25 protein-coding genes and 6 pseudogenes are annotated in these 24537 nt (G+C 43.5%); 4 read left to right on the top strand and 27 right to left on the bottom strand.

Features of this window, described 5'->3' with window-relative positions; all coding sequences use genetic code 11:
* Window positions 1–45: 45 nt before the first annotated feature.
* From SRT_RS05830 to SRT_RS05845, 4 genes and pseudogenes are all read right to left on the bottom strand, one after another.
* Entirely contained in the window at window positions 46–942 is an 897-nt protein-coding gene (locus SRT_RS05830; RefSeq protein WP_230401480.1) for an alpha/beta hydrolase, read from the bottom strand.
* Between the two features lie 127 nt (window positions 943–1069).
* Window positions 1070–1281 (bottom strand): annotated as a pseudogene (locus SRT_RS05835) (DapH/DapD/GlmU-related protein); the annotation flags it as partial.
* 58 nt (window positions 1282–1339) lie between these two features.
* Window positions 1340–2326: a Gfo/Idh/MocA family protein gene (locus SRT_RS05840; RefSeq protein ID WP_128833385.1), complete on the bottom strand. Its 987-nt coding sequence runs from the start codon at window positions 2324–2326 to the stop codon at window positions 1340–1342.
* A gap of 57 nt (window positions 2327–2383) precedes the next feature.
* Window positions 2384–2952, bottom strand: a pseudogene (locus SRT_RS05845) (DapH/DapD/GlmU-related protein).
* A 217-nt stretch (window positions 2953–3169) separates the two neighbouring features.
* Here SRT_RS05845 and SRT_RS05850 point away from each other — a divergent pair.
* Window positions 3170–4318, top strand: a complete 1149-nt coding sequence (locus tag SRT_RS05850; protein ID WP_128833386.1) for a low temperature requirement protein A — start codon at window positions 3170–3172, stop codon at window positions 4316–4318.
* Between the two features lie 295 nt (window positions 4319–4613).
* On the opposite strand, the pseudogene SRT_RS05855 reads toward SRT_RS05850, so the two are convergent.
* Both SRT_RS05855 and SRT_RS05860 read right to left on the bottom strand, forming a co-directional pair.
* Window positions 4614–5458: pseudogene (locus SRT_RS05855) on the bottom strand (alpha/beta hydrolase).
* Window positions 5459–5569: 111 nt separating this feature from the next.
* A pseudogene (locus tag SRT_RS05860) lies at window positions 5570–6540 on the bottom strand (alpha/beta hydrolase).
* Window positions 6541–6679: 139 nt separating this feature from the next.
* On the opposite strand from SRT_RS05860, the gene SRT_RS05865 reads away from it, so the two are divergent.
* The gene (locus SRT_RS05865) at window positions 6680–7564 is read left to right on the top strand and encodes a LysR family transcriptional regulator (protein WP_128833387.1); all 885 of its coding nucleotides are present in this window, start codon (window positions 6680–6682) and stop codon (window positions 7562–7564) included.
* Window positions 7565–7624: 60 nt separating this feature from the next.
* Here SRT_RS05865 and SRT_RS05870 read toward each other — a convergent pair.
* Both SRT_RS05870 and SRT_RS05875 read right to left on the bottom strand, forming a co-directional pair.
* Window positions 7625–8627, bottom strand: a pseudogene (locus SRT_RS05870) (aldo/keto reductase).
* 308 nt (window positions 8628–8935) lie between these two features.
* Complete coding sequence (locus SRT_RS05875; protein ID WP_128833388.1) at window positions 8936–9787, bottom strand: aldo/keto reductase; 852 nt, start codon at window positions 9785–9787, stop codon at window positions 8936–8938.
* A gap of 121 nt (window positions 9788–9908) precedes the next feature.
* Between SRT_RS05875 and SRT_RS05880 the strand changes: the two genes are divergently transcribed.
* A complete protein-coding gene (locus SRT_RS05880; RefSeq protein WP_161940031.1) occupies window positions 9909–10760 on the top strand; it encodes a LysR substrate-binding domain-containing protein in 852 nt (283 codons plus the stop codon).
* Between the two features lie 179 nt (window positions 10761–10939).
* On the opposite strand, the gene SRT_RS05885 is transcribed toward SRT_RS05880, so the two are convergent.
* From SRT_RS05885 to SRT_RS05940, 16 genes and pseudogenes are all read right to left on the bottom strand, one after another.
* Window positions 10940–11743, bottom strand: coding sequence for a Cof-type HAD-IIB family hydrolase (locus tag SRT_RS05885; RefSeq protein WP_128833390.1), 804 nt, complete (start codon window positions 11741–11743; stop codon window positions 10940–10942).
* An 82-nt stretch (window positions 11744–11825) separates the two neighbouring features.
* On the bottom strand, window positions 11826–12386 hold the full coding sequence (locus SRT_RS05890; protein WP_128834045.1) for a TMEM175 family protein: 561 nt from the start codon (window positions 12384–12386) through the stop codon (window positions 11826–11828).
* 131 nt (window positions 12387–12517) lie between these two features.
* On the bottom strand, window positions 12518–12958 hold the full coding sequence (locus tag SRT_RS05895) for a cupin domain-containing protein (protein ID WP_128833391.1): 441 nt from the start codon (window positions 12956–12958) through the stop codon (window positions 12518–12520).
* 3 nt (window positions 12959–12961) lie between these two features.
* The gene (locus SRT_RS05900; RefSeq protein ID WP_128833392.1) at window positions 12962–13699 is read right to left on the bottom strand and encodes a carboxymuconolactone decarboxylase family protein; all 738 of its coding nucleotides are present in this window, start codon (window positions 13697–13699) and stop codon (window positions 12962–12964) included.
* A gap of 126 nt (window positions 13700–13825) precedes the next feature.
* Window positions 13826–14224, bottom strand: a complete 399-nt coding sequence (locus SRT_RS05905; protein ID WP_223213924.1) for a nuclear transport factor 2 family protein — start codon at window positions 14222–14224, stop codon at window positions 13826–13828.
* Between the two features lie 16 nt (window positions 14225–14240).
* A complete protein-coding gene (locus tag SRT_RS10820) occupies window positions 14241–14432 on the bottom strand; it encodes a nuclear transport factor 2 family protein (protein WP_223214001.1) in 192 nt (63 codons plus the stop codon).
* Complete coding sequence (locus SRT_RS10825; protein ID WP_223213925.1) at window positions 14411–14698, bottom strand: nuclear transport factor 2 family protein; 288 nt, start codon at window positions 14696–14698, stop codon at window positions 14411–14413. Before SRT_RS10825 ends, SRT_RS10820 begins: the two co-directional genes overlap by 22 nt.
* A gap of 13 nt (window positions 14699–14711) precedes the next feature.
* On the bottom strand, window positions 14712–14870 hold the full coding sequence (locus tag SRT_RS11350) for an NAD(P)-binding protein (protein ID WP_353511577.1): 159 nt from the start codon (window positions 14868–14870) through the stop codon (window positions 14712–14714).
* The gene (locus SRT_RS05915; RefSeq protein ID WP_128833393.1) at window positions 14860–15363 is read right to left on the bottom strand and encodes a TetR/AcrR family transcriptional regulator; all 504 of its coding nucleotides are present in this window, start codon (window positions 15361–15363) and stop codon (window positions 14860–14862) included. Before SRT_RS05915 ends, SRT_RS11350 begins: the two co-directional genes overlap by 11 nt.
* An 11-nt stretch (window positions 15364–15374) precedes the next feature.
* Entirely contained in the window at window positions 15375–16013 is a 639-nt protein-coding gene (locus SRT_RS05920) for a nitroreductase (RefSeq protein WP_128833394.1), read from the bottom strand.
* An 858-nt stretch (window positions 16014–16871) separates the two neighbouring features.
* Window positions 16872–17021 (bottom strand): hypothetical protein, encoded by a 150-nt coding sequence (locus SRT_RS10280; RefSeq protein WP_154662700.1) that lies wholly within the window; start codon window positions 17019–17021, stop codon window positions 16872–16874.
* Window positions 17011–17550, bottom strand: a complete 540-nt coding sequence (locus SRT_RS05925; protein WP_128833395.1) for an NAD(P)H-dependent oxidoreductase — start codon at window positions 17548–17550, stop codon at window positions 17011–17013. The genes SRT_RS10280 and SRT_RS05925 overlap by 11 nt, the downstream gene beginning before the upstream one ends.
* 145 nt (window positions 17551–17695) lie before the next feature.
* Window positions 17696–17833 (bottom strand): hypothetical protein, encoded by a 138-nt coding sequence (locus tag SRT_RS10285; protein WP_154662701.1) that lies wholly within the window; start codon window positions 17831–17833, stop codon window positions 17696–17698.
* Window positions 17834–17952: 119 nt separating this feature from the next.
* Window positions 17953–18725: pseudogene (locus SRT_RS05930) on the bottom strand (PhzF family protein).
* 112 nt (window positions 18726–18837) lie between these two features.
* On the bottom strand, window positions 18838–20187 hold the full coding sequence (locus tag SRT_RS05935) for a replication-associated recombination protein A (protein ID WP_128834047.1): 1350 nt from the start codon (window positions 20185–20187) through the stop codon (window positions 18838–18840).
* Window positions 20171–21001 (bottom strand): MerR family transcriptional regulator, encoded by an 831-nt coding sequence (locus tag SRT_RS05940; protein ID WP_128833396.1) that lies wholly within the window; start codon window positions 20999–21001, stop codon window positions 20171–20173. Before SRT_RS05940 ends, SRT_RS05935 begins: the two co-directional genes overlap by 17 nt.
* Before the next feature lie 122 nt (window positions 21002–21123).
* On the opposite strand from SRT_RS05940, the gene SRT_RS05945 reads away from it, so the two are divergent.
* Window positions 21124–21336 carry a GNAT family protein gene (locus tag SRT_RS05945; protein WP_128833397.1) on the top strand — a complete coding sequence of 71 codons (213 nt, stop codon included), beginning with the start codon at window positions 21124–21126 and terminating at the stop codon, window positions 21334–21336.
* Window positions 21337–21525: 189 nt separating this feature from the next.
* Here SRT_RS05945 and SRT_RS05950 read toward each other — a convergent pair whose 3' ends face one another.
* The 3 genes from SRT_RS05950 to SRT_RS05960 all read right to left on the bottom strand — a co-directional run bounded on the left by SRT_RS05950 (window position 21526) and on the right by SRT_RS05960 (window position 24528).
* Window positions 21526–22182 carry a putative quinol monooxygenase gene (locus tag SRT_RS05950; protein ID WP_128833398.1) on the bottom strand — a complete coding sequence of 219 codons (657 nt, stop codon included), beginning with the start codon at window positions 22180–22182 and terminating at the stop codon, window positions 21526–21528.
* Window positions 22182–23102 carry an amidohydrolase family protein gene (locus SRT_RS05955; protein WP_128833399.1) on the bottom strand — a complete coding sequence of 307 codons (921 nt, stop codon included), beginning with the start codon at window positions 23100–23102 and terminating at the stop codon, window positions 22182–22184. The genes SRT_RS05950 and SRT_RS05955 overlap by 1 nt, the downstream gene beginning before the upstream one ends.
* Before the next feature lie 628 nt (window positions 23103–23730).
* Window positions 23731–24528, bottom strand: coding sequence for an aldo/keto reductase (locus SRT_RS05960; protein ID WP_128833400.1), 798 nt, complete (start codon window positions 24526–24528; stop codon window positions 23731–23733).
* Window positions 24529–24537: the final 9 nt, after the last annotated feature.

Raw genomic sequence — 24537 nt, forward strand, 5'->3', positions numbered from 1 at the left:
AGAGCAAAAGAAAATCCGAGACACGCTTGGTCTCAGGCATTATATTTATGCAAAGGCTTTGGTATAGAAGTCTGCCAGCTCGGCAAATGGAATCAAGTCTTTCTTGTCATACAAGTCTACATGGTCTGCATTTGGCACGACAACCAACTCAGCATTGTAGCCAGCTTGTGCAGCTGCCTGCTCTGGGAAATAGCGTGAGTGGGCATGTTCACCAGTAATGAAAAGAATAGGACGGGGTGCAATCTCTGAAATGGCTGTGTACTGAGGGAAAGCGAGAAATGGCAGAGGTGTAGTGGACTCCCAAGCACCTGTTGAGTTAACAGAGTTTTCGTGCCAGCCACGAGGTGTCTTGTAGTAGTCGTAAAAGGCAGCGAGGACTGGATGAGGATTTTCAGGGAGCTGGTCAGGAAGTCCGTGCGTGTGAATGACTTGATTGTTCTCATCAAACATCGGCTCGTGCGGACCAGTCACATGGTCTCCACCGTCAACTAAGTTCCAACGTTGCTGAGCAAGGAAGTCTTTGAAGTTTTCCTTTTGCTCTGGGGTCATCATACCGCCGACCCCCTCTGAAACGGAACGAGAAATATCATACATAACAGAAGTTGCCACCGCCTTGATACGAGTATCAATAGATGCTGCTGTCAAAGCCATACCAGACAAACCACAGATACCCAGCGCTCCGATTTTTTCGCGATCAATGTAAGTCAAACTACCGAGGAAATCAACTGCTGCGCTGTAATCTTCTGTGAAGAGTTCTGGTGAGGCGACGTTACGAGCCACGCCACCACTTTCACCTGTATTTGACGGGTCAAAAGCAAGAGCAACAAAGCCATAGGTCGCCAGTTCCTGTGCGTAGAGACCAGCGGACTGCTCCTTGACCGCTCCGAATGGTCCAGTCACAACGAGGGCAGGATTTTTCTTATCTGCGTAGTTTTCTGGCAAGTAGAGGTCGCCTGCCAGTTCGATTCCGTAGCGATTGGCAAAGCGGACAGATTGGCGTTCGATTTGTGGGTAGGTTTCAAATGTTAAGGTCATGTGTATCTCCTTTTTCTTTCAATTATAACATATTTTATGACAGTGTCTTGATTACCCTCGCCGATGTCCTAGCAACGATAGTATTGGCTGGTACATCCTTGGTCACGGTGCTGTTTGCTGCTACGACAGCATTCTCACCAATGGTCACACCCGACAGGACCGTCAAGCCCCCAGCCAGGCATTTTTCTGGATATGAATGGGTTTGACTTCCAAGCCACGACGCTGGTCTGGGTCCAGGATATGATTGTATCCTTGAACAGTCCTTAGACTCTTCTCACTTTCTGCTTTCTTGATAGGGACTTTCCTAGGCTTCCTCTTCGGGATATATCAGACCCCAGTCTTTTCGGAGCTGGGTCATGATGCTCATGACATCCCGGCTGTAGTCCAGATAGAGCTGGTCATTTTGACCAGCCACTGCTGCTTCCATGTCCAAGACTTCGTATTGCAGGGCCTTGGCCGTTTCACCAGCTTCAATGACTTCCTGGCTGCCGTCCTCTGTATAGGTGATGACAGCCTTCTGGCCTCGTGGATACTCATAGAGCTCGATATAGCCCTTGTCATAGGCAAGGGTGCCTCGCTTGGGCTGCTTGGCGTGGAGACTGAGGGTGACTGTCGCCATCTCCCCTTGCGCATTGGTCAGGAGAATCCCTGCCTGCTCATCGACACCGCTTGGTGCCAGCTGCACCTGCGACAGCATTTGATCCGGACTTGACGTCATAAACCAACGCACAAAGGATAGGGCATATACTCCAATATCCAAGAGCGCTCCTCCAGCTAGATTTCGGTTGAAGAAACGGTTAGTCATGTCATAGTCCTTATAAGAACCAAAGTTCATTTGGATAAGCTTGAGAGGGCCCAGCTTGCCGCTGTCAACGATTTCCTTCAGTCTGCGATAGATGGGCATATGGAAAATAGTCATGGCCTCCGCCAATTTGACATGATAGTCTTCCGCCAGCTGAATAGCCTCCTCCAATTCCTGACTGTTGAGAGTGATGGATTTTTCACAAAGAACATGCTTGCCAGCTGCCAGAGCCTTGCGCAGGTAGCCGATATGGGTATTGTGGGGCGTTGAGATATAGATAATATCTACTTCTGGGTCTTCAAAGGCCTGGTCAATCGTCTCGTAAACCTTGTCAATCCCGTATTTTTCCGCAAAGGCCAGACCCTTGTCATAGGTCCGGTTGGCTACGGAATAGAGCTTTCCGCCCAAGGCCTCCATGGCCTGAGCCAATTCGTTAGCAATCACGCCAGTGCCCAGACTGGCCCACTTGTACTGAATTTGTTTTTCCATCCTTTTTCTCCTTGTCGCAAAGGTTGTCTATTCTTTTATTCTAACAAATAAAATGAACTAGTCAATCTCTGACAAAGATTTGAGAATCCTAGCTGGTGTCCCAGCAACGATGGTATTGGCTGGCATATCTTTGGTTACAGTGCTGTTGGCTCCGACAACGGCATTTTCACCGATGGTCACCCCGGGAAGTACTGTCACCCCAGCCCCCAGCCAGGCATTTTTTGGATGAGGATGGGCTTGACCGCCAGCCCACAGCGCTTTGCCGGATCCAGTATATGATTGACCGTAATCAGGGTCACGCGCGGCCCAATCAGAACCCTGTCTTCCAGAGTAATCCCCCCCAAATCAACAAAGAAGGCCTCCTTATTGATAAAAACATCCCTGCCCAAGCGGATATGACGGCCAAAGTCGGTCTGAAAAGGCAGGGAAATACTAGTAGAACGGTCAAGCTCCTGGCCTGTTATCAGCTTCATACGCTCTCGCACCTGGTCTGCCGTCTTATAGCCTGTGTTGAGCTCTGCTATCAAGGGCTCATTTTGCGCCTTGACCTCATGAATCTCCTTAAAAAGGGCATCACCTGTCACAATCTCATCCTTATCCAGCAGTCTGCTCAGTAAATCAGTCATCACCTTGTCCTCCTTCTTCTTATCATGATTATAAGGCAAACAGAACAAAATAACCAATACTTATTTTCTATCGTTACTATAGATGAAAGGTATGGAGTTCAAAACTTTTCCAAAGCAGCTATAGGCAGTAAACTGCCATGTAAGGCCTGCCTCGCCCTTCCCAGACCGGAGGATTTTTGGTAAAATGAGAAGGTTAAAAAATAGGAAAGGAATACCCATGACAAATCTTATCAAACATAAGCGGGTCGAATTTACCGAGCTTTTTTATGATCTAGTCTTCGTCTACGCTATCTCTAAAACAACGGCCCTCATCCACCACCTCCATCACGGAGTGCTTTCTTGGGAGGCTATTGGAGCTTTTTTAATTACCCTCTTGGTACTCGTTAATAACTGGATGATTCAGACGGTCTTTACCAATCGTTATGGTAAAAACTCCCTTCTCAATATAATTGTCATGTTTGTTGACATGGCCATGCTGCTTTTGATTTCAAATATGGTGACCAATGACTGGCAAGGGTACTTTCATGCCTTTTGTTGGACAGTTGGGACCCTGACCTTGACTCTTTTTATCCAGTATCTTGTGGAATACCGAAGTCCGACCTCTATGATGGAAGATAAAAAGATTATCAAAGGATTTCTGGTCATGACTGGTCTACGTACGATAGCAGTTTATCTGGCTGCCCTTCTTCCGATGAACATAGGCTTGCAATTCTATCTGACTGGCATCCTTGTCACCTTTATCATGCCGCTATTCCTCAACCGAAAAACCAGCCACTTTGAAGTGAATCTCCCTCACCTAATTGAGCGCATTTCGCTGCTAGTCATCATCACTTTTGGTGAGATGATCATGGGCATTGCTGACTTCTTTACAGTAGAGAACTTTTCTCTGAACTCTGTTCTCTTCTTCCTCATTATGGCGACCCTCTTCCTCTATTATTTTGGACAGTTTGACCACGCCCTTGACGAGGAAGCTAATACCAAAGGAATCTTCCTTATTTACAGTCACTATCCTATCTTTATTGGCTTGATTATGGTCACCGTTTCCATGAGTTTCTTGGTCAATCCAGAAGTCAACCATCTCTTTGCGACCAGCTTTTTCTATCTAGGATTAGGACTTTTCCAATGGGCAGTTCTAGCAAACAGCAAGCACAACAAGGATTATTTACGCTTTGACAGCAAGTATTACCTGATTCAAGCACTGATTTTCATCTTGGGTATGATGGCTAGCCTCTTCTTTAACAAACAACCGACTATTGTGATTGTCATAACGACTATCATGGTCCTAGCGCTTGAAAGCCATTTTTCAATCTTCTACACTCGGCGAACTATTGCTAAGAAAGGGAAAACGGATTGGAATTTTAAATAAAAGAGCTCGTTTTCAAATATAGCATAAAACGATAGCAAGAACACCTGCTATCGTTTTTCTACTGTATTTTTTCCTGAGTGATCATGACATCATTGGTTAAATCCAGCAACTCTTTAGCCACTAGTAAATCTATGAGGTCTGTGATACAAGCCTTAAAATGCTAGATCTCTTGGTGACTGGCGCAGGCAGTTTCACTGGCATAGATTTCATAGAAATCCCAAATAGATGATTGGTACAGACTTATTGTATTTATCGACTTTCCGCCTCTAGCTGACCAATTCTATTCCTAAACTTATTATTTCCCCCAAACAAATGGAATAAGCACATCATCTACCTTGGATGTTTCATGAAGTTTGCTGTGTTGGCCGTCCGGTCCTGTTATTTCTTTTCCTGATAAGACTTGACATGCCCATTAAGGAGGTAGGCTAATGATTGGCTGGACAAATTGGTCACGCTCTCGTCACTACCGTTACCAGTATTCCCATAAATGTTGAGTACACCGACCTGACCTTGAGGATAGTGGTCTCCAAGGTTCAAGAGTTCCTGATAGGAGTCCGTCATACTTGATGGTTTACCTTGATCATCCAGAGTGACATTGTCTGGTTCGTCCATGCCAATAATCCCATTGAAATGACCTGCAATATCCACTTGTTTAACCAATTTGGGAAGACTAGAGTCCGTACCATGCTGAAGCATATAATAGACAATGGCCATATTGCCATAGGAGTGGCCGACCATGTTCATCTCAGTGATCCCATAGGTGTCTTGAAGGGCCTTAACCACGGCGTAGGCATAGTCCCCTTGGTCTTGGGTACTAGCCCCTCGATTATTGTCGAAATTGACAAGAACAATCGGATTGATGGCGTCTTTGGAAATAGAACCTTTCATGGTTACCTTGCCGTCTTTTGCAACATTGGCCTCAACAATGGTATTGGTTACCCCCTTCTTTTTTGCAGCATTGGCCATGTGTTTTTCGGCATTGCTCGTGCTTCCGTAACCATGGAAAAAAATAGTAGGCCTGCTTGATTGGACATAGGTATCTGCTTTGAGAGTTACAGGTCGAAAGTTGAAGTACCAGACTACTGCTATGAAAATAGCTGCAGCAAATCCTGTAAGAATCCCAATATGTTTTTTTGTCATGATATCTCTCTTTCTAATAATAACTTTCTTTGTCTTGCTAAATGATACTTTTTATTAAATTGAGGTCCTGATAAATATTGTAATCAAAATTAGTATCCAAATAAGCAGTGTTTACATATTCTCTTTGATAAAAGCCTCTATCTGATCAAATGGAATGATATCCAGCTGGTCATAGAGATCGGTGTGACTGGCACCTTTTACGGTAATCATTTTCTTATTGTCACCAGTGAGTTTTGCAAAGGCATCTTTACCCATATAGTAAGAGTGAGCCTTATCTCCATGGACGATGAGGACGCTATTTCGAATTTCATCAATATAGTGTAAAAAGCGGGTGTTCAAAAAACTAGTATTGGACTGAACAGCCCAGCCGCCGTTGGAGTTAAGACTGCGAGCATGGTAGCCGCGTGGCTGTTTGTAGTAAGCATAGTAATCTTTGACAAAGTCCGGCGCATCATCAGGCAGGACATCTGGCACACCGCCAGCTAGGGCATAGTCGCCAGATTTAGCGTCAGCGGTCCGTTGCTTAGCCAGAGCCAGACGAGCTTGGTAGCGTGCTTCTTCATTATCGGCTTGATCAAAATAACCATTGCCAGCGATACGTGACATATCATACATGGTAGAGGCGACCGTTACCTTAATACGAGGATCAATGGCAGCAGCATTGAGAGCAATCCCGCCCCAACCACAGATACCAATGATCCCAACACGGTCAGCATCCACTTGTTCATGGTTCATAAGAAAGTCAACAGCAGCTTGGAAGTCTTCTGTGTTGATATCAGGCGACTGCATGTAGCGTGGGAAGCCTCCTGATTCTCCTGTATAGGATGGATCAAAAGCGATGGTCAAAAACCACGCTTAGCCATTTCTTGAGCGTAGAGCCCAGAAGACTGCTCTTTGACCGCACCGAAAGGACCTGAAACCGCTAGGGCTGCAAGGTTACCGGTTACACCTTTTGGTTTATAAAGGTCAGCTACCAGAGTCATTCCAAAGTGATTGGTAAAGGTTACTTTCTCGTGGTTTACTTGGTCTGAAAGTGTAAAAGTCTTGTCCCATTCTTTCGTAAAATTGATTGTTTCTGTCATCATATTTCTCTTTTCTTTATTGATGATTTTATTATACCTCTTGTACAAAATATAATCCAATGCTTCTTTTTTATGGTTTCTATGCTTATTAGGCATTTTATGCTATACTGGTTTCAGAAATATTTGATAAGGAGCTGCTATGGATATCCGTGTTCTCAACTACTTTGTCACCATTGCTCAGGAGAAAAATATCACGCGTGCTGCGGACCGACTCTTGGTCACCCAGCCGACCTTGTCCCGACAGATTAAGGACTTGGAGGAAGAGCTGGGCGTGACCCTTTTCCGCCGCTCCAGCCGGGAACTCCAGCTGACCGAGGATGGCCAGTATCTCTACAATCGGTCTTTGGAAATTTTGGCCTTGGTCAATAAAACTGAGGAAAATCTGACCCGCAAGGGCGATATTGGCGGCGACCTTTTTATAGGGACGGCTGAGACAGCCAGTTTTGACTTGATTGCTCAGGCATCCCGGAGCATGCTGGAGCTCTACCCGCAGGTTCATCTACACTTTCAGGCAGGCAATGCAGATATGGTCTACGAAGGCTTAGACACGGGCACGCTGGATTTTGGCTTGATTTTCGGACGCAGCATTCCCAGCAAATACCAGAATCTGAAATTGCCCAGACAAGATCGCTGGGGCGTACTTGTTCCGATTGAGCACCCTCTGACACAGTTGGACAAGCTGACTTTGGAAGACATCGTGGCCTATCCCCTGATTGTGTCTAGCCAGACCGACATTGATAAAACTGCCTTTGCCAACTACGATTACCGCATCGTTGCTAGCTACAATCTCCTCTATACTGCCAGCCGTCTGGTTCAAGCAGGAGTGGGTATCGCCCTCTGTCTGGACTGTATCGTGGATAATTCTAAACTCCGTTTTCTTCCTTTAGATGAAAATGGTGATGAAGAATTCCACTTGATTTGGAAAGACCGCCACGACCAAACGGCAACCGAGCAAGCCTTTGTCGAGGAGGTCGAGGCCCAGCTGTATGAAGAAGAGTTTGAAAATCAAGGCTTGTCCAAGTAGAGCTAGCTTTTTTCCACAAAATCAAACCACTTAGGTAGTGATTTTGATTTTTATTGAATATCACAAAGCCCCAACCACCGGATGAGGCTGATAAAGTTCATCCAGATAGACCATATCTTCATCTGTCAGTTTGACATCAAAGGCACCGAGGAAATCATCCAAGTATTTTTCTTTAGTGACACCCATGATAGGACTGTCAATGCCTTTTTGCCAGAGCCAGGCTAAGGCGATTTGGGCCCGAGTTCTGCCATACTTACCAGCCAAGTCGGCTACTCGCTGAACGATAGGATAATCCTGTTCACGAGAGTTGTCGTATTTGCCCTTATTGACCTGATCAGTCTTACTACGGGCGGTGTCGGCATCCCAATCACGGACGATGCGGCCTGCCGCCAGCGGACTATATGGCGCCAGCCCCACACCTGAGTCCTTGCAGAAAGGAATCATCTCCCGCTCTTCTTCCCGATAGATGAGATTGTAGTGGTTCTGCATAACAGAAAACTTGGTCCAGCCGTTTTTCTCTGCAATATACTGAGCTTTTTGGAACTGCCAAGTATACATAGCCGAAGCTCCCAGATAGAGGACCTTGCCCGACTGAACCAGATCATGCAGGGCCCGCATAGTTTCTTCAATCGGTGTCTTATAATCCCAGCGATGGATATAGAGAATGTCGATGTAGTCTGTTCCCAGACGCTTGAGACTGGCTTCTACCTGATTGAAAATTGCCTTACGAGAAAGTCCAGTCGTATTGGGAGCTGGTTTGGCATCGGAACCGAAGACACTGTCACCAAAGAAGAGCTTGGTTGCGATGACCACTTCCTCACGCTTTGCGAAGTCACGAATGGCACGGCCCAAAATTTCTTCACTGGTTCCAAAACCATAGATATTAGCCGTATCAAAAAAAATTAATGCCTGAATCCAAAGCTTTCTTGATGATGACACGGCTATCTTCTTCATTCAAGAGCCAGCCAGACTGAAAACCGCGGCTGGCATCGCCAAAGCTCATGCAGCCTAGACAAAGCTTTGATACTTCAAGTCCGGTATTTCCTAAATGTGTGTATTGCATAGTAGTTCTCCTTATGACGGTGTTTTATCGGATTTGGACAATAGTTCTGATAGAGCAGATGACAGACTTTTGACAGTTGTTATCTATCTCATTTTAAGCCGATATACTGTAAGTGACTCATTTGGATAATCTCCTGTTTGTTCAGTCACTTACAGTATCGTCCAATTGGGCTTTTTCTCTATAGTTAAAATTAACTAGCGCCATGAGTGTATTTATCTTTTTTAGCTGAAAATGGAGTTAAAAGCCCTTGCTTTTACTGAAAAATTGCTTCAAAATTATTGCCTTCATTCTTTTCTCGCTAAGCCCGCCTAATCATGAATCTTAAAGCTATGCAGCATCTTGATGAAGGCTGGATCGTAATGATTGACAATTTCGCTGTGGCCCATGTCCAGAGCTGCGATCTCCTGCTTGTCTTTTTCGTCTAAGCTGAAATCAAAGACATCAATGTTGGCTTCAATGCGCTCTGGGGTTACAGACTTAGGCAGGACAATGACACCGCGATCCAAATTCCAGCGAAGAGCAACTTGGGCTGCTGTCTTGCCGTATTTTTCACCGATCTTAGTCAGCACGGGATGTGAAAAAATACCAAATTTTCCTTCAGCAAAAGGCCCCCAAGCTTCGATAGCCACATCATATTCCTTGGCTACTGCCAACAAGTCCTCTCTTTGGAAGAAAGGATGGGTTTCAACCTGATTAACTGTCGGCTGAATAGCAACTGTCTCACAAAAATCAGCCAGACGTTCTGGATAAAAGTTGGACACACCGATAGCTTTTATCTTTCCAGCCTTATAAGCTTCTTCCAAAGCCCGCCAAGCACCGATATAATCCCCAACTGGCTGGTGAAGCAGGTAAAGGTCAATATAGTCTAGGTTTAGCTTGTCCAAGGAAGTTTGGATAGCTTTTTTCGCTTTCTCATAGCCAAAATCCTGAACCCAGAGCTTACTGGTGATAAAGACTTCCTCACGAGGAAGACCAGACTTACGGACAGCTCCTCCGACTGCTTCTTCATTCATATAAGCGGCCGCTGTATCAATATGGCGGTAGCCTGCTTTAAGAGCGATCGAAATGACATCTTCAGCCTGTTTCAAATCGGGAACTTGGAAGACACCAAAACCAAGTTGAGGAATTTGAATCCCATTATTTAAAGTAATTGTTTGCATATTAAGTCTCCTTATTCATTGATGGTAGTATTTTACAGCTAAACCGATTAAAAGTACAATAGAATCTGCTTATTATGGTATAATGAAATCTTATAGTAAATCAGTCAGATTGGAGACTATTATGATCAATCCCTACTTACTGGAACAGCTGCTAACTTTTTATAGAACCGGCACTCTGTCAGCTGCTGCTGAAGAACTTTTTATTTCCCAGCCGGCTCTTAGTCAATCCATGCAAAAATTAGAAGAAATGGTCGGAGTGCCGCTTTTTATCCGTCAAAAAAATAAAACAGACTTTAACGAAAACGGGCGCCTGCTGGCAGAATATGCTCAGAAAATCTTGGCTCTGCAAAAAGAAATGGTATCAGCCGTTAGAGAGCAGGCCAACCATCAGACCAGTCTTCATCTAGCCTCTATAGCTCCCGGTCCCTTTTACTTGCTGCTGCCAAAGTTAAAAGAAAAGTTTCCAAAGCTTGAAATTACTTCCGAACTGGTAAACAGTGAAGAAAAGCTACTAGCTGGACTGCTGGCTGATCAGTATGATCTGGTCATTACCCATCAGCCAAACAGAAATGACCAATTGACCTATCAGACTTATTTTTCTGAAACGCTGTCTATGAGGCTGCCCAAGAGTCATCCGTTAGCCAATCGCAGTCAGCTGACCTTTGCCGATCTAGCAGGACAGAATATCCTCTTGCTAAGTGACATTGGTTTTTGGACGGAAATGGTCAAAAGTCAGATTCCGTCAGCTAATTTTCTCTATATGGAAAACACTGCTGCTTTTACGGATGTTGCTAACATGGGAACTTTTCCCACTTTTATTTCCACCGTTGCAGCACCGCCAAAAGACCCTAGTTACAAGATTATACCCTTATCTGAAAGACTGGCAACTGCTCAATTTTATTTTCTGCTAAAAAAAGCCAATCTTTATAAATGGCAAAATCTGATTGAAAAAGTTCAGACCTCTCTTAAATAAATCTACCAAATCAGGCAAAACAAGGATTTTTTTAACAGCGTTTTATATTTTCTTGAGCCTTTCAGCTTGTCAGCAATGCAGCGCTTTTCCTTAAAAAAACAGGATTTCTTTTTTGAGCTAGTCCCAATAGTCAGATGAATCCTGTTTTTTAATGTCTTATTCCTAATGCTCTCTTCAAATTACAAAAAGAGCTTTTCTAAAGTCACCAGCACACCGTCATCTTCATTAGACGGGCAGGTATATTTTGCTGCCTGTTTGACATTTTCAGCCGCATTAGCCATGGCATAGCTTTCAGCACAGTATGTCAGCATCTCAATATCATTGCCGCCATCGCCAAAGGCCATACATTCAGCTGGTGTTATCTCCCAGCGCTCAGCCAAACGTTTCAGACCAGATGCCTTGTGACAGCCCGGAACGATTAAGTCAATTGAGCCATGACCGCTGGTGGTTGGGACAATTTCCCCAGCCAGCTTTTCTTGAAACAGGTCATAATAATCATCAGTTTTATCAGCTGGGACAGTCGGAGCAAACTTTAAAATGGTGTCCTCAACAGCCTTAAAATCATCCACCCACTGGAGACGATGGTAGTAATGATTGGTCAGTTCATAAAAGTTCTGGCTGACCGTTCCCCGCTCGCAGTAGGCACTCTCGAGACCACACAGGACATTTTTAATCTCAGGGTATTGGCGGCAGACATCAATAACAGCATCAACCGTTTTTTTAGGCATATTAGCTGTAAAAATCACGTCCTTATGGTCTTTGACAAAGGCGCCATTTTCAGCTACAAAAGACAATGCCTCATCATAATCCAGAAACAAATCCCTCAGCTGATAATATTGATTACCGCTTGCCACTACAAACTGACAACCTGCTTTTGTCATGGCAGCAAGAATCCGCTTAAAACGGGGAATATCATAAGTGTAGTCCGAACGCACAAAGGTTCCGTCTATATCAACGGCAACCAGCTTAATCGTTTTTTTCATTTTGACTCCTTTTCATTCACTAACTGGCACAACAACAGGCTGTTTTTTTCAAACAAAATTGATTCCCAAGTATTGTTTTATATCAACGAAATTGATTAGGGATTACAATCACTAAAAGGGTTATAAGAACAGATAAACCGACACCGGCTGGAAAAATAGTGAGAGATAAGAAAAGTCCGATAAGCTTAATGCCCATATCCCACTTCATCCAGCTGATCCTCCCTAGATTAAGTGCCCTAATGGCTTCTGTCGGATTGGCTTCCTCAAGTGTTCTGTAATAGCAGATGACGGACAGAGAAATCAGCAGAACGATAATCCCATAAAAAGCCTGCATCACTCCATTATTAAAATGTGTGGCAATCAATTGTGTCGTATAAGGGAAAAAAGAAGAGAAAAAGAGCATGACTATGGCCGACCAAACCGTCTTTTGACTGACTTTTTTAATCAAATGCGAAGAAGCATGCAGATTGACCCACATGGCTCCCAGCCAGAAAAAAGAAAGACCGTAGGCAAAAAAATTCATGCGCAATTCCCAAAGCCCCTGCCAGTCAAAGCTTTTTGGCTTTTCCAACTCCAAAATCAAAATGGTCATGATAATGGCCAAAACTGCATCAATAAAGGCTCCTAGGCGTTCCTTGTCCATGACAATATTATTTTTATTCACGATATTTTCCTTTCTTTAATCATTATTATAGCAAATTTCACCATATAGCAACCCATCTAAAAAATTCATTATCACAACACAAATAAAAGAGTTCTACGGAACTCTTAAGATTAATCTGCCAATCGTCCATACTCTTCATCACTAACAGGCTCACACCATTCATTGGAAAGATCTTGTCCAGGCACACCAAGAGCAATATGGCTGAACCAAGAATCCTTCTTAGCACCATGCCAGTGTTTGACATTGGCCGGGATGATAATGAGAGAGCCTTCTTTAAGGGGAACCGCTTCTTCTCCTTCTGCTTGGTACCAGCCCTCACCAGCGGTACAGATGAGGATTTGTCCCCCGCCCTTGCTGGCGTGGTGGATGTGCCAGTCATTACGGCAACCAGGTTCAAAGGTCACATTGTGAAAGACGAGACTACCGTCTTCGGTAGCACCAAGATTATTTAGGAAGGAATCCCCACTAAAATATTGGGCATAGGCTTCGTTAAAATCCCCTGTGCCAAAGTGATTGGCCTTGTCAAATGTTTCTTTGTCTCTATATTTCATGATTTATTCTCCTTGATTTTCAACTACTTCCTTGATAATCGCTAGCGCATTTAGACTGCGTGGGTAACCCATGTAAGGGACATTGGCGGAGACCACATCAATCAAGAGGGCAGCGTTGTTGCCGTTTTTGAAATTAGCTGCGGTGTGTGCTCGCAATTGATTTTCACAGCCTCCTTGGGCATAGAGGTAACAGAAGGTCATGAGCTCACGCGCTGCATAAGACAATCCGGTCCGGGTGTAATAATCGCCAAAGCAATTATCCACCAGCCACTTATTAATGTGCGGACTCGCTTCATCGCCATGGTCAGCAAACTCTCGCATCCCTTCACCAAAAATAGCCACTTGTGCGGCTTCACCTTTTTCCAAACGCGTCCCAAGCTCAATCTCACCAGCTGGATCAAGTGGCAAGTCAATCCCCATAGCCTTAAAGACAGCATTGCTGGCTTCAATGAAGGGATAAACACGACCAAGGCCCAGATAAGCTACCGCTTGATAAATAACTTCCTTAGCTTCACGTGGGGTTACATCATTTTTCAATGCTGCAGGCAGGACCACTGAGAAGAGATCCACTGCCTGACTGCCCAAAAGCACAGCCAAATGAGACAAGTAGCGTCTGCGATTATCTAGGTTAGGGGTATCCGCTGGCACCTCAGCAAAGGCAAATTGCTCAATGATCGTCTTAAGCTCAGAATCTGTTTTAAATAAATGATCGAGATTTGGAGTGTAGTGTTTATCTGTCATAACCTATCCCTTTTCTAGCTTTATTTGTCTTCTATTTTACTCCTGAAAAGGTTTGAAATCAACATAAAACCAAAGGACCAATTAGGTTGTAAACATTCAGTAGTTTTGTCATCTATTTTCCATATCTTACAGACCGACTTCATCCTCATTGGCTGGCACCCAGCGGCCGCCTACTTTTTTAAAACCTAGCTTGAAGTCTATGCGCCAAACCTTATGCATGCCGTAGATACGGGCATCACTCTTAGCCCGGCTATGGAGAATAGCATGGCTATCATCAACAAAGGTAACTGTTTCCTTGACGGGTTCATAAGTGTAGTAACGGAAAGTTCCACTAGCTAGAGTGGATAGATATTCGTCCAGGATCTGATAATAACCGTCTACATGGCGAAAGAGATGGTCTTGTGGATAAATTTCTCTCAAGCGCTTGGTATTTCGAGCGAGTATGTTATCCCAAATCTCTGCTTGAAGGGCAATAATATTTTCTGTATCTGTCATAAGGTCACGCTTTCTTATTTTATTTGTCAATATTGTCTGTCTTAGATCACATGAAATAGGATTTACGATCTGCAATCAACCACTGATCGTCCTCTTTGACATAGCTATCATAATAACGTCCCCCTTGTGTCAACACATTATCCTTACCCTCTTCCTCTCTAATCAAGACGACCCGGCAATAAGAGATGCCTGTGGCATGCTCCTCATCTTTAAAATCTAGAGTTTGTTTACCATTGATATGGTAAACCGTGTGGAAGAGGTCAAGGTAGTTAAAAAGGCTTGACCAATGGCTTCACGCTCTTCAAAACTGGCTACTGCTTCCCCATTGACATATGAGGCCACCACTGCATCTTCTGTAAAGAGTTGAAGTTGTTGGTCAACGTCCTTGGTATCTGCCAGTGTTGAGAAAGTATCAACGCGTTCTTTCAATTGGAGATGGGGTGTCAGTTCAGTTGTATTTATGTTGTTTCCCTGTTCTTTTCTATTTAAAATTAAAGTTTCCAAGTGATTTGATTGTTCAGCCAGAAGCACGACCGCCCCCGTGATTATTAGCCTCCAAAAGAATATAATCATGCTCCTGTTTAGATAAACGGTGAGCAGCATATAATTCAGCTAAGCCCCACTTACAATAATATACTTCATAGGAAAAACCTCGGAAAAACCTCTTAGATCTTATTCAACTCCTGCTCGACCACGGCATCAAAATAATCTACACCTAGACTTCTAGCCATTACTTGGGCCCCCTGTATAGTTGCATAAAATCGTTCAGCTTCATCATTCTTCATGTAGCGACTTAACCAGCTCACATTATCCCTGAAAAATTGACCAACCATCTCATTAACCTCATCATCCAAATGTCGAGTCTCCATACTCAGATCTGTACACAGACAAACCTTGTCTTGCGGAAGATTCTCACGGTAAATGGATGTAAAGAAACGCAAATCATCCAGTCTCTGTCCCGTTTCTCCAGTCTTTAAACGGTCAAAATAAGCTGTATAATAGGCTTCCAGCACTGCTTCAATCAGGTTCGCCTTGCTTTTGAAATAATAATGAATACTGGCTTTTTTAATCCCGATATCGTCAGCTAGATCCGCAAAACTAAAGCCATTGACACCACGTGTCTGAATATAGGTTAAGGCCAAGTCCATGATTTCTTTTTGACGTGACATAATCCTTCTCCTTATTTAATCACGAGAATCTCATTCGTATCAACACGACCTGATGTATGGCTGTTAATCTTATCATTCGAACGGTAGCCAAGTGCAATACCTTCTACTATGATTTCATCATCAGAAATAGGCAAATAATCCCGGATTTCCTGAGGAAAGCGTACATTTTCATAAGCCACCATACTATCAATACCACGGCTTGCAGCCGAAAGCATCAGGGTATTAGCAAAGGCTCCAGCATCATAAACAGACCAAACAGGAGCAGATTTAGGAAGGGTGATATAGGCCATACTTGGCGCATTCCAAAGGGCTTGGTTCGCTTCGGTAAAGCCGGCCATAGTGTCGTCTTCTCCAATTGCCTCTAACCAAGCATTCATATGCTCTAGTGAACGTTCACCCCAGTCCTTGCGAGATTTGGTAGGTAGGTCTGAATAACCTTTTTCACCTGCTTGTGCAGACGCTAAATGAGCTTTCTGGATAGCTTTCATAGTATCATCCGTAGCAATATAGACCTTCCAAGGCTGCGTATTGGCCCAAGAAGGAGCCTGTTTGGCATCAGATATAATAGCGGTCAAGTCTTCAACCGAAACAGCTTGATCTTTAAAATCACGGATAGATACGCGATTGCTTAGTACTTGTGAAAATTCCATTTTGTTATACCTCTTTCGTTTTGATAAGTATATTCTACCTATTGATAGGTAAAACATCAAGAAAAAAGATTTTAATTTTTTGCCTTTAGCATCCTATTCTTTTAAATTAACCTCTTATAGAGAAAAGTGGCTCGCTTTTATTACCGTGTTGTATGAATTTCACCAAGCAAACTTTTGTTCCTGTTACTTCACTATTATATTTCTGGCATCACTTTTAATAATAGTTATTTGAACTTCATCAAGGCGAAAGCATCTCTTTCTTCCAGTTTCTTCCTATGTGGCATTGGTTAGTTTTTGATGCTGTTTAAGTATAATGATAATAGATGGCAAAATGAAAAAATACCAGAGCTCTGTCAATTGAGTAACTCTCGGTATTTTCTATAATGTTATGGTCGTTTGGTTTATCTCTTATTACTTTGTTAGCTCGTCTTGCCATACGCCAGAATAGCCTGCGCTCGCTGTCCCGTACTAAAAGACTATACTATCCTTCTCCCTCCTTATCCAACAAGCGTCTGGCGTAGCCCAACTAACCTAAGTGCATGACTGCATCGACCACAGTTGAAGCAATCCGGATACCACAAGTGACAGCAGGTACATAGGAAGTGTCGATGATGTCCGCCAAGTCTGCTTCATCCAAGGCTGCCAGATAGACATCAAAGATCTGCACCGCAGCATTCAGATAATCCAGCAGGACCTAAGCGTCTGCCACCTGAATTTCCTTTGCCTTTTCGAGGCTGAGCATCCAAATATCTGTTCCCTCTGGTTCCTCAAAGTCAAAGCGGTCCCGCCAGCCTTGAGCAGTCCAGACTGATTCCTAGCTAGCTGGAAAATCTGGTCATTGATGACCAGAACGGTATGTCAAGTCAACCAGAACAAAGATTTGAGACCAAGAGCCAGCTTTTCAACAGGAAAAGCATTCACTTCTGCTGCAGTTACATCATCTAAAGCATGGGCGAAGCGGTCTCTAGCGTTATGCGGGGTTTCAATGAGAATGTCTTTATCGGTCATGATTTGCTCCTTTATTTTGTAAATAGTCTTTATAAATGTGAGCTTGTTCACCCACTTCTTCCTCTGTCATGGTAAAGGCTCCTCCTGTGACAAAGGTATCCGTGTAGATCAGGTTGGTATATTTGGCTGTCATTTTAAGAGGTAAGAGAAGGTCTTCCACTGAGTGTTCTTGACATTGTCCTGACTGGTAATCCGTCTCTGGGCTACCGACTGAAACCGCAAAGCTGATGGTTTTACCAACTAAAGCTTTCCCTTTGCTTCCATAGGCCCAGCCGTGGGTTAAGACCTGATCCTGCCACTCCTTAAGAAGGGCTGGCGTGCTATACCAGTACATAGGAAATTGCAAAACGATGTGGTCTGCATCAAGCAAAGCTGCCTGCTCAACCAAGACATCAATGTTTCCATGGGGATAGAGGGCATAGAGGTCACGAACAGTAACCTCTTCAACTTGTGACGCAGCATGAGCCAAAGCGCGATTGACCTTGGATTGAGCGAGGTTGGGATGGGCGAGTATGATGAGTGTTTTCATTTTCGTTTCTTTCCTTTTTTAAGATATCCCTAGCTTAAACTATAACGTTAGGTTACAGTCAAGGCTAAAATGAATTTTTTTAAATTTGGACTAAAAGTTATGCCTCTTGTCCATTAAATATGGGACTTCGGCCGGTGATTATGTGCTAGTCATTGGACAAAACTAGAAAAAAGCTCTTTTTACTGACGATCAGATCCACTGCTTCTACTAACCCTCTTCCTCTTGCCTCATCTGTAGCAGTGTAACCGTCATTCTTGGTTAGCACAAGTAATGCTTTTGTCATCAGTTTCTTCTTTTGTGATTGTTAAAAAACTGGAGCAGTTTACTTCAGCCCACTTGTATGATTCATAAAAGCACATTGACTTAACTATTGCAATAACTTCCTTTGACGGAAATAGACTGTTAAAAGAAAATCTCTCCTTGTGAAAAGAGTACAGCTTGACCAGCCAGTTTGGTCTGTTCTCCCTGATACTGACAATGTAATATGCCTGTGCGTTCAGAGGCCTGAAATGCCAGAATATCTTTTTTCCCTAATTGCTTAGCCCAATATGGAACAATGTGACAGTGACCTGAGCCGCAGACAGGATCTTCCTTAATGAGAAGTTTAGGCGCAAAGCTACGTGAAAGACAATCATAAGCCTCCCCTTGACTAGTCATATGTTGCAATAGTCCCGGAAGCTGTGCCAATTGCTCCTGCTTAGGTTGGTAGTTTCTCACAGTGTCTTCATGGTCAAAGATGCAGACCAGATCACGCCCAAGGTAGGCTGCGCTAGGTTGGGTCCCAAATGCCTCTGTCATGGCCTTAGTAACAGGAGTTTTCAATAATTTGTAACTTGGGAAGGTCAGTTCATAGAGGTCTCCTTTTTTTAGGACCTTTAGAGGGCCTGATAAGGTATCAAAGGTGACTTCCTGTGCTTGGGGATCAATCAAATGTAAAAGAACAAAGGCACTAGCTAGGGTTGCGTGACCACAGAGATCAATCTCTCCTCCTGGTGTGAACCAACGTAGACTGTATCCCGTTGCTTTTGTTCAATAAAGGCTGTTTCAGATAAGTTGTTTTCTCTGGCAATAGCAAGTATCTGCTCTTCCGTTAATGACCGGTCCACCAGACAAACAGCTGCTGGATTGCCTTTAAAGACCTCATTTGTAAAAGCATCAACGATATATTGTTTCATCACTTCTCCTTAAATAAAATGATCAATGCTAGAGCGTCCCAATTGGTTAGGAAGTTAATAGGGGAGCAAACGAGCTAACCTTGTGACATGAACTTCTTGCTCTTTGAGTTTCTTAGTTTTCGCTTGGTTTTGGCTCTTGAGTACTGCCATCATGTTTTCGGTGCCAGTCTCTGATATAGTTGAGGCGTTCCTTGAAGCGTCGCTCATTGCCTTCTTCCGTTGGGTGATAATAGGTATGACCCACTAGATTATCTGGTATGGTCTGCATGGTGGTTAGTTTATCTTCATAGAAATGTGCCAACTGGTAACCCTTACCATAACCGACTTCCTTCATGAATTTAGTTGTTGCATTACGTAAATGTAAGGGCACCGGTTCATTCTGCGTATCCTTAACATCCTTGGCTGCCCGTAAGCGTGCCTTGTAGACGGCATTGGACTTAGGTGCTAAAGACAGATAAATCACCGCTTCTGTCAAATGCACATCACACTCTGGCAAGCCTAGCATTTGACAAGCCTGAAAAGTCTCAACTGTAAGGGATAAAGCTCGAGTGTCAGCTAGTCCTATGTCTTCTGAGGCAAAACGAATAAGGCGACGGGCGATATAGAGCGGATCTTCGCCACCATCTAGCATTCGAGTCATCCAGTAGATGGCTGCATCCGGATCGCTGTTGCGCATAGACTTGTGAAGAGCGGAGATGATATTGTAATGCTCCTCACCTGTCTTATCGTAAAAGAGCATTTTCTTGTCCAGAAGCTCTTCCATAATGGCCTCTGACACCTCCACCCTACCATCTTGTTCTTTACTGTTGAGCACAGCCATTTCCAGGGTATTTAGAGCGATCCTGGCATCACCGTCAGCATAGAGAGCAATCTTGGTCAAATTGTCGTGACTAATAGCAATCGTTTGATTAGGGAAGGCACGTTCGTCCTTGAGTATTCGTGTCATGAGAGCTACCATTTCTTCAACCGAAAGCTTGTTAAGGACAAAGACCTTGCTTCTGGATAAGAGGGCACTATTGACTTCAAAGGAGGGATTTTCAGTCGTTGCGCCAATCAGGACAATACTTCCTTTCTCCACAAAGGGAAGGAAGGCATCCTGTTGAGCCTTGTTAAAGCGATGAATTTCATCAATGAAAACCAAGGTTCGCTCTCCATACTGACGATTGGCTTCGGCTTCCTGCATGATGGCACGTATTTCCTTAATACCAGAGGTTACAGCTGAAAAGGTGATAAATTGAGCCTGGGTTTGCTTGGCAATGATATTGGCCAGTGTTGTTTTACCGACCCCAGGAGGACCCCAAAAAATCATGGAAGACATCTGTCCTTGTTCAATCATCTTCCGCAGGACTTTTCCCTGACCAATCAAATGAGTCTGGCCGAAAAATTCATCTAAGTTCCTTGGTCGAACCCGAGCCGCCAAAGGACGGTTATAATCTGAAATGTCATCAAAGAGAGACGTCATCATATTCTCCTTCTATTATTTGATATTGCAATATACCATATTGGGAAGAAGCATTCTTAATCAAGTCTTCATCAGCATTGAGCTGCCAAAGAAAGTCGCAAATCCTTAGCTTCTGCTCTTTGACTAGTTCTTGCATGAGCTTAAGACCTTTAAGGATGCCTTCAAGGGTATTGTCAACTTTTACAGTGACATAGTTGCCCGCTGGTTTCTCCAATTTGGTGAGGACTTGACTGCCTAGACAATTTTTAGCCTTGATAAAGCGAAAGGCTGCGCTCATATAATGAGAAGCGTTATCCAAAGCTAGCTCTGTCAAAAACCCTGTTTGACTGGTTACTTGACGCTGGAGTTGACCCAACTCTGCCGTAAAATTAGCATAGAGTTTTGCGATATCCTCAGGCTGGCAATCCACGGATCGCTCCGAACACCAAAATTCCTGACCAAGCTCCCTGCGCAAGCAAGGCTGATAGAGGGCTAAATCCTGAAAAGAGGGTTGGTAGGATCGCCTGACTTCCAAGAGTTGATCAATGGTCTTCAAATGCTGGATATCTTCACGGATTTTGACTTGGTATTCTTGCAAGGTTTGGTCCAGTTTTTCAGAGTCAGATTCATAAAGAACCTGCTGGATTTCCTCCAGTGATAGCCCCAACTGCCGCAAACCAGAGATAAATTCAAATTGGTAAAGCTGGTCTGGCTTGTAGTAGCGGTAGCCATTTTCAGTAGTCTCGAGTGGCGAAAAAATTCCCTTTTCATCATAGAAAATCAAGGTACGGCGCGTGGTTTTAGCCAGCTTGGCAAATTCTGAAATCTTGAGCATCAGACACTCCTTATATTCTGTCTTTCTACCTATTATAAACTATAACGTTAGGTTACAGTCAAAGAAAAAATAACTTCCCCCAAAATAGAGTATTATATTATCAAAACATGAGAGGAGTCTTTATGATACGTCCATTTGAAAGCAAAGATTTAGAAGGAATCTTAGACATCTGGCTGGAAGCCAATCTGCAAGCCCATGATGTTATTGCATCCAATTATTGGCTAAGAAAATTTAAATTTAGTGCGGACGTTCTGCCACAAACTGAGCTGTCTGTCTGCGAGGACGGGACTACTTCTATCGCTAGTTTTATCGGCCTTGATGGGCAGTATATTTAAGGTCTATTTGTTAAACCTAACAGGCAAGGTCAGAGACTAATGTCTCATGCTAAGAGCCTAAAAGAGCAGCTAGTCCTTGTTGTCTATGCTAAAAATCAAAAAGCTCTCAATTTCTACCTTAAGCAAGACTTTAGGAAAGAAGACCGAAACACCTTTGTCCCAGTCTTCTTTGTACAACCATGAGATCTTTTAAGAATATGCTAAGCCACCTTTAGTCACTGCGATATCATTTTCTAGATCCAGCAAACGCTTATTCAGCAACAAATCATTTGTCTCAGCAATATAGGTTTGAAAGTGTGCTGTTTCACGATGGAGGGCATAGGCTGCAGCACTCTCATAAACTTCGTAGAAATAGTAAGTATTTGGATTCTTGCTGTCTTTAAGGGCATACATAGCCAAAATACCTGCTTCTTCTGCCATTGAGACCCGCATGTTGGTTAAGACGCTCTTTTCAAAAGCTGTTTGAGCGTCCTCTTTGACTTCTATCTGAGCAAATTTTAAGAAATAATATTGGGAACCGATCCATTGTCCAGATGGCAGTTTTTCCTTTAGAAACATAGCATGCGTTTCATAAGCATCTCGTTTGGTCAGCTGAGCTCCAACTTGACGGATATAGGCCTGATATTGAGAAGAATTCCGATGGATTTGATAAGCTTCCTCGTCTGCATAAACTTCAAAGACGATAAATTCTGTGGGATTGTCTTTGAGACTGCTGGCATACATAGCTAAAGTACCCGCCTCTTTTTGGTAAGAAGTGGTTAAATTATGCACACCTGCTTGGTGGAAGGTTGCAAGATTTGCCTGATCTACTCCTAAATGAAATAAATGAACAACTGGTTTTTTCATTATCTCATCCTCTTTCCAATCATTTTTTCAATATTATCAGAGAAAATCGCCTGCTTGTCGCTCTCAGAAAACGGCAGTTTCCAGATTGCTTCTGCAATCACCTGAGCCGCTCCTGAAGGAGCAATACCAAGCGGCGCATCTGTCCCAAAAAGAACATGGTCAATACCAAAGTAGTTTACAGTTAGCTCAAGTGCCTTAGAATTGCCCAAAATAGCTGTATCTACATAAAATTTATGAAAATCTGCCACCTGCTCCTCAGGAAGAATGTAGTGAATCCGTTCACCAAAGAAGGGCACCATAGCTCCAGCATGGTGAACAATAATCTTGAGATCCGGAAATTCCTGATAGAGCCCTGCCTGCACAATCTGCAACATAGCCTGAGTCAATTCGTATTCCCATGAGAAAATAATGTTGTTATCAGGCTTACGGCCATCAAAGATAGGATGAAGCCAAATTGGCAAATGCAGGCGGGCACAGGTTTCAAAGACGGCATGAAAAGCTGGGTCAGCGATCGATTTGCCCAAGGCACGCGTGAAAAGCTGAACGCCAACAAGTTCATCACAAGCTTTCGTTTCCTCCAAAATCTGTACCGCCGCTTCTAAGTTATTCATTGGAATCATAGCCACACCAGCCGCAAACATATCACGATTGGCACGGATTGTTTGCACCAATTCTTTATTAGCCGCTTGACACAGCAGAGGTGCTCTTTCAGGAGCAAGATAATCTTCTGGATTCACATTAACATAAGAGATGATCTGTTTGGTCTTTCCATCCCAGGCAGCACGGCGTTTTGTTAAATCGGTCAAATGAGGATGCTGGATAAAAGGAAATAATTGGGGCAGCGTGGGCTCAATGTTCAGCATTTCTTTATAAAAATCTGGCAACAATACATGGGCAAAAACATCTATTTCTTGTGTCATACTCAATCTTTCTAAAAATATTAATAGTATCATTATAACAATTTTGGCTTATAAGGTCAGCTCTATTAAGGAATAAACTGACAGCCTAACAAGCTTTCTATACTCAAAGAAAATCCACTGGTACTGAATGTCTTATGAGTCTGGGACAAAAGTATTTCAATCTTTTTATTGTACCGTGGTTTCAATTTAAGGCACAGTGGTTATTGTCATTTGCGCGTCTTGCTTTTCAGCCTCAACCCCTTAACAGTCAGTGGATTGTTAGAGTCACTTACTTTGCAAGTGACAGCAGCTCTTATCATTACCTGTGCGAAGGCGAGACAACAAAATCGAAACCGCAATTCACTACGATTTACCGATTTTTACCCAGTCTCTAAAAACTCTCCTAATTTGCCGCTCAAAGCAGTATCGGCTTTTTCCGGATCACGTCGCAGCTGGCTTAAGAATAACCGCTAATGGGAAGTGCCGGTTTTTCTACGCCAAGTCCTAGGGACCTTGGCTAAAGCCACTACTAGCTCGCCTGTCAAAGCATGATCGGCTTTTCCGGCTCACGTCGCGACAAGCCGAAAAAACAACACTGGAATGCGATAAGGCAAAGTCAACGATGGTTGATTATGTTTGTCAAAAAGGATTAATTATTCCAGCCAAATAGGCCGCGATCTTCATTGAGATTTCGAAGTGCTGTCATATCTACTGAACTCAGTTCAAAATCAAAGATATCAAAATTTTCAGCCATACGTTCTTTTCTGATCGATTTGGGAATAGCAACAACTCCTTCTTGAATAATAAAGCGCAGAATGGTTTGGGCAGCTGTCTTACCATATTTAGCGCCGATTTGACTAATGACAGGATGGTTGAAAATATCACGTGCCCCTTCGCCAAATGGTGCCCAAGACTCAAACTGAATCCTCTTTTCTTTAGTAAATGCTCTCATCTCTCTTTGCTGATGGAAAATATGCATTTCATTTTGTAAAACAGCAGGCACTGTATCAAAGCGTTCAAGAATCCCTTGAATCTGACGCTGATTAAAGTTTGAGAGACCGATAGCATGGAGTTTGCCCTCTTTGTAAGCCTCTTCCAAGGCTTGATAAGTTCCTTGATAATCAGACATGACCCAGTGAACCAGCATGAGATCGATATAGTCAGTCTGTAGATTGCGCAGAGCCGTATCAATTTGGCGTTTAGTCTCACGATAACCCGAAGTTCCTACCTTAGTGGTAATGAAGAACTCTTTACGCGGCAGACCAGAAGCCTTAACGGCACGTCCAACACCCGCTTCATTGCGGTAATACTGCGCTGTATCAATGTGACGGTAACCCGCAGCGATAGCCTCGCTTACCGCTTGTTCAGTAGCCGCTGGAGGAATCTGATAGACTCCAAATCCCAAAATAGGCATTTTAGCTCCTGTATTTAATGTAACGTAGTCCATGTGTTTGTC

The organism is Streptococcus troglodytae (genome assembly GCF_002355215.1).
Lineage (GTDB): Bacteria > Bacillota > Bacilli > Lactobacillales > Streptococcaceae > Streptococcus > Streptococcus troglodytae.

Excerpts from the sequence above, each read along its gene's own strand:
- SRT_RS05840 (WP_128833385.1), bottom strand. The coding sequence starts at position 2,326 with ATGGAAAAACAAATTCAGTACAAGTGGGCCAGTCTGGGCACTGGCGTG.
- SRT_RS05850 (WP_128833386.1), top strand. The coding sequence starts at position 3,170 with ATGACAAATCTTATCAAACATAAGCGGGTCGAATTTACCGAGCTTTTT.
- SRT_RS05865 (WP_128833387.1), top strand. The coding sequence starts at position 6,680 with ATGGATATCCGTGTTCTCAACTACTTTGTCACCATTGCTCAGGAGAAA.
- SRT_RS05875 (WP_128833388.1), bottom strand. The coding sequence starts at position 9,787 with ATGCAAACAATTACTTTAAATAATGGGATTCAAATTCCTCAACTTGGT.
- SRT_RS05880 (WP_161940031.1), top strand. The coding sequence starts at position 9,909 with ATGATCAATCCCTACTTACTGGAACAGCTGCTAACTTTTTATAGAACC.
- SRT_RS05885 (WP_128833390.1), bottom strand. The coding sequence starts at position 11,743 with ATGAAAAAAACGATTAAGCTGGTTGCCGTTGATATAGACGGAACCTTT.
- SRT_RS05890 (WP_128834045.1), bottom strand. The coding sequence starts at position 12,386 with ATGGACAAGGAACGCCTAGGAGCCTTTATTGATGCAGTTTTGGCCATT.
- SRT_RS05895 (WP_128833391.1), bottom strand. The coding sequence starts at position 12,958 with ATGAAATATAGAGACAAAGAAACATTTGACAAGGCCAATCACTTTGGC.
- SRT_RS05900 (WP_128833392.1), bottom strand. The coding sequence starts at position 13,699 with ATGACAGATAAACACTACACTCCAAATCTCGATCATTTATTTAAAACA.
- SRT_RS05915 (WP_128833393.1), bottom strand. The coding sequence starts at position 15,363 with ATGTCACGTCAAAAAGAAATCATGGACTTGGCCTTAACCTATATTCAG.
- SRT_RS05920 (WP_128833394.1), bottom strand. The coding sequence starts at position 16,013 with ATGGAATTTTCACAAGTACTAAGCAATCGCGTATCTATCCGTGATTTT.
- SRT_RS10280 (WP_154662700.1), bottom strand. The coding sequence starts at position 17,021 with ATGACCGATAAAGACATTCTCATTGAAACCCCGCATAACGCTAGAGAC.
- SRT_RS05925 (WP_128833395.1), bottom strand. The coding sequence starts at position 17,550 with ATGAAAACACTCATCATACTCGCCCATCCCAACCTCGCTCAATCCAAG.
- SRT_RS10285 (WP_154662701.1), bottom strand. The coding sequence starts at position 17,833 with ATGACAAAAGCATTACTTGTGCTAACCAAGAATGACGGTTACACTGCT.
- SRT_RS05935 (WP_128834047.1), bottom strand. The coding sequence starts at position 20,187 with ATGACGTCTCTCTTTGATGACATTTCAGATTATAACCGTCCTTTGGCG.
- SRT_RS05940 (WP_128833396.1), bottom strand. The coding sequence starts at position 21,001 with ATGCTCAAGATTTCAGAATTTGCCAAGCTGGCTAAAACCACGCGCCGT.
- SRT_RS05945 (WP_128833397.1), top strand. The coding sequence starts at position 21,124 with ATGATACGTCCATTTGAAAGCAAAGATTTAGAAGGAATCTTAGACATC.
- SRT_RS05950 (WP_128833398.1), bottom strand. The coding sequence starts at position 22,182 with ATGAAAAAACCAGTTGTTCATTTATTTCATTTAGGAGTAGATCAGGCA.
- SRT_RS05955 (WP_128833399.1), bottom strand. The coding sequence starts at position 23,102 with ATGACACAAGAAATAGATGTTTTTGCCCATGTATTGTTGCCAGATTTT.
- SRT_RS05960 (WP_128833400.1), bottom strand. The coding sequence starts at position 24,528 with ATGGACTACGTTACATTAAATACAGGAGCTAAAATGCCTATTTTGGGA.